The following is a 5,026-nucleotide window of genomic DNA, read 5'->3' as shown; positions in this document are numbered from 1 at the left end:
CCGCCGGGGGGGCCCGGGCGCTGCCCCCCCCCCCCCGCGCCCCCCCGTCCGTCGGCCGCCGGGCGGCGCCCCTCTGGGGGAACGGCCGCTCCGGCGCCGATAATGCCCGCATGACCGTGACTCTCGAAGTAGCCGCGGGCGTCGGCACCCTCCGCCTCGACCGCCCGCCCATGAACGCGCTGGACGCAGCCACCCAGGACCGCATCAGGGAACTGGCCGGCGAGGCCGCCCGCCGCGACGACGTGCGCGCCGTGGTGATCTACGGCGGCGAGAAGGTGTTCGCGGCGGGCGCGGACATCAAGGAGATGCGGACCATGGACCACGCGGCGATGGTCGTGCGGTCCCGCGCCCTCCAGGACTCCTTCACGGCGGTGGCCCGTATCCCCAAGCCGGTGGTCGCCGCCGTCACCGGATACGCGCTCGGCGGCGGCTGCGAACTCGCCCTCTGCGCCGACTACCGCATCGCCGCGGACGACGCCAGGCTCGGCCAGCCGGAGATCCTGCTCGGCCTGATCCCCGGCGCCGGCGGCACCCAGCGGCTCTCCCGGCTGATCGGCCCGTCCCGCGCCAAGGACCTCATCTTCACCGGCCGCATGGTCAAGGCCGACGAGGCGTTCACCCTCGGCCTGGTGGACCGGGTGGTCCCGGCCACCGACGTGTACACCGAGGCGCACGCCTGGGCGGCGAAGCTCGCGCAGGGCCCGGCGCTGGCGCTGCGCGCCGCGAAGGAGGCCGTCGACACCGGTCTGGAGACAGATATCGAGACCGGGCTCACCGTCGAACGGACCTGGTTCGCGGGCCTGTTCGCCACCGAGGACCGCGAGCGGGGGATGCGGAGCTTCGTGGAGGAGGGGCCGGGCAAGGCGAAGTTCCTGTAACCGTCCGCCACTTGACGCCCAGTCCGCGGCGGGTCCCTCGAAGGAGCGGATTATGGCAGCCTTAACGGGACCTTAACTCTGCCTTGCCGACGGGATCCGCCGACCGCCGCCGCCCGAGTCTCCGCCGCAGGCCGCGGGGGGAGGCGCGAGGTCCTCCCTGCCCTTGACATATGCCGGTCGTACGGCGCGGAACGGGCGTGCGCGGGGGGCGCATTCCGCCGGAACGGTCCCCGCCGTCCCGGGCTGCGGCCATGATGGGCCCATGGCGGGGCTGGAGGGTATCGATCAGCCGCGGGGACAAGGCCGTGCGACCGCGGCGCGCTGGTCGCCTGCGGTCGAGGACGAGCGGGCGCTCAGGGCGCTGGAGTTGTTCGGCGACCCGACCGAGGCGGAGGTCCCGCTGCCGTCCCGCCCCGAGTCGGCGGGCACCGCGCGCCGGCTCACCCAGATCGTCGTCCTGCGTCAGTGGGGACTCTCCCCGAAGCTGACCGAGGACGCCGTCCTGCTCGTCTCCGAACTCGTCGGCAACGCCGTACGGCACACCGGGGCGCGGGTGTTCGGCCTCCGTATGCGCCGCCGCCGGGGCTGGATCCGCGTCGAGGTGCGCGACCCCTCCCGCGGCCTGCCCTGTCTGATGCCGGTCCAGGAGACCGACCTCAGCGGCCGGGGACTCTTCCTCGTCGACATGCTCTCCGACCGGTGGGGCGTGGACCTGCTGCCGCGCGGCAAGACGACGTGGTTCGAGATGCGGGTCGTGGACCGCTGACGAGCCGTCGGCCGCCCGCTGACACCGCCGTGCCGCTGTACGGATGAATCGCCCGCTTTCTTACCCTTCACCCCTTAAATGGTGCGGGTGACCACGACCGACCGCCGGACAGCACTGCGTGCGGGCGCCGGGCTCGTCGCCTCGGGCGCGCTCGCCGCCGGCTGTGCCCCCGGCTCCGCACCCCCCGCCCACGCCCAGGCCCCCGCCACGGGCAGCACCCCCGCCCGGCCGATGCCCGCCGCCGCTCCCGCCCCGCGCGCCTTCCCGCTCCAGCCCGCGCAGATCACCCACGGCCCCCGCGACCGCCCCCGGGTCGCGCTCACCTTCCACGGCCAGGGCGACCCCGCCATCGCCAACGCCCTGCTCGGCACGGCCGAGAAACACGGCGCCCACGTCACCGTCCTGGCCGTGGGCAGCTGGCTCGACGCCCACCCCGGCATCGCCCGCCGGATCCTCGACGGCGGCCACGACCTCGGCAACCACACCCAGCGCCACATCGCGGTCAACGCCCTGCCCGAGGCCGACGCCCGCGCCGAGATCACCGGCTGCGCCGACCGCCTCAAGCGGCTCACGGGCTCGATCGGCACCTGGTTCCGCCCCTCCCGCGCCCCGACCGCCTCCCCGCTCGTGGCACGGCTCGCCCGCCGGGCGGGCTACCCGCACGTCCTCTCCTACGACGTCGACTCCCTCGACTTCACCGCCCCCGGCGCGCCCGCCGTCACCCGCAAGGTGCTCGCCGAGGTCCGGGCCGGATCCGTCGTGAGCATGCACTTCGGTTGCGCGGACACGGTCGCCGCGCTCCCCGCCGTACTGGAAGAACTCGACCGCCGCGGACTGCACGCGGTGACGACCACGGAGCTGCTGAGCTGATGCACCCCACGTCCTCCCCCTGCCTCACCCGCGCGCTGCTCCTCTGCGCCGCCCTCGCCGCTCTCGCCGCCGTCGCCGGCTGCGAGGGGTCGCGGGGCCGCGCCGACGAGGCGCTCGGTTCCGGGGCCGCGCTCCGGCCGGCCGACCGGCAGCGGGCCCCGCGCACGCTGCCCGGCATGCCGCCGGTGCTCGACCCGGCCGACGTCTACTCCGCCGACCGCCCCGGCCGGCTCTCCCCCGTGGTGCGGGACTTCCCGTCCCGGGTCTACGTCCCCAACACCAACTCCAACACCGTCTCGGTCATCGACCCCAGGACGTACCAGGTCATCGAGACGATCCCGGTCGGCACCCAGCCCCAACACGTCGTCCCCTCCTGGGACCTGAGGACGCTGTGGGTCAACAACGACCGCGGCAACACCCTCACCCCGATCGACCCGAAGACCGGGAAGGCGGGCAAGCCGGTCGACGTGCACGACCCCTACAACCTGTACTTCACGCCGAACGGCAAGTACGCGATCGTGATGGCCTCCCTCGACAAGGAGCTGGTCTTCCGCGACGCGCACAGCATGAAGCGGATCAGGACCGTCCCGGTCAGCTGCTACGGCGTCAACCACGCCGACTTCTCCGCCGACGGCCGCTACTTCGTCGTCTCCTGCGAGTTCAGCGGCGAACTCCTCAAGGTCGACACGGAGCGGATGAAGGTCGTGGCCCAGCGGAAACTGCCGTTCCACGGCGCGATGCCGCAGGACGTCAAGATCTCGCCCGACGGCAAGAAGTTCTACATCGCCGACATGATGGCCGACGGGATGTGGGTCCTGAACGGCGACACCTTCGCCGAACCGGCCTTCCTGCCCACCGGCAAGGGCTGCCACGGCCTGTACATCAGCCGGGACTCGCACGAGATGTACATCTCCAACCGGGGCGAAGGGACCGTCTCCGTCTTCGACTTCACCCGCGACAGACTCACCAAGAAGTGGCATCTGCCCCATGGCGGCAGCCCCGACATGGGCGGGGTCTCCGCCGACGGCAAGGTGCTGTGGCTCTCCGGGCGCTACAACTCCGAGGTGTACGCCATCGACACCCACACCGGCACCCAGCTGGCCCGGATCAAGGTCGGCCACGGCCCGCACGGTCTCGCCGTCTATCCCCAGCCGGGCCGCTACTCCCTGGGCCACACCGGCATCTTCCGCTGAAGTCCCGGCACCGCTCAGTCAGTTGGACGCGTCGTACCGCCGGCCGTGGCACCGAGCAGCAGTGCCTCCGCACCCACCGGACGGTAACCGGCCGCCTGGAACGCCCGCATGCTGCGGGCGTTCCCCGGCGCGACCTGCGCCCACACCGGCTCCGTGACGAGCTGCCGGGCCGCCGTCAGCAGAGCCCGGCCCAGCCCCCGGTGCCGTACCCCCTCCGCCACCTCGACGGAGACCTCCGGGCGCCCCGCGATCCCGCGGCCCAGCACCAGCACCCCGCCCTCCGTGGTCCACGCGCGCACCTCGTCGCGCCGCCGGCGGGCGTAGACGATGCGCGGATGGCCGCCGTCCCTGATCTCCTCCAGCGCCACCTCCGGTACGCCCGGCAGCGGAGCGCCCACGAGCATCGCGTCGACCGTCTCGGCCGTACGGCCCGTCCGGTCCAACAGGGCGGTCAGGAAACGGGGGTTCATCGGAGCCGCCAGGACGTCGCACCCCACGGCGGCCAGCGTGTCGTACACCCATCGCGGGTCCTCGTCGGTGAAGACCACCGCGTGCGCGGTGAAGGCGAGCACCCCCGCGTCCCGCTCCGACGCCTGCGGCACGACGGTCGTACGGCCGTCAGCGGGCGGGAAGAGGCCGTGTGCCGCCGCGTCGAGAATGTCCCGAAGAGTCTCCACCACCGCGCTCCTTGAGGCTCCACCGGCTGAAAGCCCCACACTCGCAGACGGGCGGCACCCCCGAGGGGTCACCCCCCTGCCCCCGGTACGACGGCACGGGCCTCTTCACCAACGAAGAGCCGGCCAGGTCCACCGGGCCGGCCGCCGTACTCGCCCGGATGGAGTCGGCGTCAGCGAACGGCTCGCCCGCTACCGGGAGTTGCTCTCCACGGTGCAGGGCGCGAGCCCCTCGCCGCGCGCCGTGCGGAGTTCGGCTGGGTGGTCGCCGCACTATGCGTTCGGACAGCCGGATAATCTTGCCTCCGTCAACACGGTCAGGCGTTACGAAGGGGCGGATCCGGTGGCGGACATCGAGGAAGCACGCAAGCAGTTCCAGCGGATCGACACGGACGGTGACGGGTTCATCACCGCGGCCGAGTTCAAGACCGCCCTGGCCCAGGGGGGCGACTGGAACGTCACCGAGACGGTCGCCGAGGCCATCATCAAGAGCCGTGACCTGAACGGGGACAAGGTCCTCTCGTTCGACGAGTTCTGGGCCCACCTGGACAAGTGAGCCGGACGGAGGCTCCTTCGCCCGCTCCCGCGCCGAGTGGTTGCAGGCCTGGTGCGCGGCGGCCCCGCACGACCCGGACGCGACCCTGG

6 protein-coding genes are annotated in these 5,026 nt (G+C 72.9%); 5 read left to right on the top strand and 1 reads right to left on the bottom strand.

The features are described from left to right. The first annotated feature begins 110 nt into the window (after positions 1-110). The 4 genes from ABZT12_RS37420 to ABZT12_RS37405 all read left to right on the top strand — a co-directional run bounded on the left by ABZT12_RS37420 (position 111) and on the right by ABZT12_RS37405 (position 3,707). The gene (locus tag ABZT12_RS37420) at positions 111-878 is read left to right on the top strand and encodes an enoyl-CoA hydratase-related protein (protein ID WP_356393739.1); all 768 of its coding nucleotides are present in this window, start codon (positions 111-113) and stop codon (positions 876-878) included. A 262-nt stretch (positions 879-1,140) separates the two neighbouring features. Continuing rightward, positions 1,141-1,644, top strand: coding sequence for an ATP-binding protein (locus tag ABZT12_RS37415; protein ID WP_356393736.1), 504 nt, complete (start codon positions 1,141-1,143; stop codon positions 1,642-1,644). A 78-nt stretch (positions 1,645-1,722) separates the two neighbouring features. Then, positions 1,723-2,514: a polysaccharide deacetylase family protein gene (locus ABZT12_RS37410; RefSeq protein ID WP_356393733.1), complete on the top strand. Its 792-nt coding sequence runs from the start codon at positions 1,723-1,725 to the stop codon at positions 2,512-2,514. Next, on the top strand, positions 2,514-3,707 hold the full coding sequence (locus tag ABZT12_RS37405) for a hypothetical protein (protein ID WP_356393730.1): 1,194 nt from the start codon (positions 2,514-2,516) through the stop codon (positions 3,705-3,707). Before ABZT12_RS37410 ends, ABZT12_RS37405 begins: the two co-directional genes overlap by 1 nt. Positions 3,708-3,721: 14 nt before the next feature. On the opposite strand, the gene ABZT12_RS37400 is transcribed toward ABZT12_RS37405, so the two are convergent. Beyond that, positions 3,722-4,384 carry a GNAT family N-acetyltransferase gene (locus tag ABZT12_RS37400; protein WP_356393727.1) on the bottom strand — a complete coding sequence of 221 codons (663 nt, stop codon included), beginning with the start codon at positions 4,382-4,384 and terminating at the stop codon, positions 3,722-3,724. Between the two features lie 340 nt (positions 4,385-4,724). Between ABZT12_RS37400 and ABZT12_RS37395 the strand changes: the two genes are divergently transcribed. Next, positions 4,725-4,937 carry an EF-hand domain-containing protein gene (locus tag ABZT12_RS37395; RefSeq protein WP_356393724.1) on the top strand — a complete coding sequence of 71 codons (213 nt, stop codon included), beginning with the start codon at positions 4,725-4,727 and terminating at the stop codon, positions 4,935-4,937. The last annotated feature ends 89 nt before the right edge of the window (positions 4,938-5,026 follow it).

It is taken from the genome of Streptomyces sp. NPDC005423 (genome assembly GCF_040606415.1).
Taxonomy (GTDB): domain Bacteria; phylum Actinomycetota; class Actinomycetes; order Streptomycetales; family Streptomycetaceae; genus Streptomyces.
Note: the sequence above shows the minus strand (reverse complement) of the source record. Positions and strands in the feature narration are given on the sequence as shown.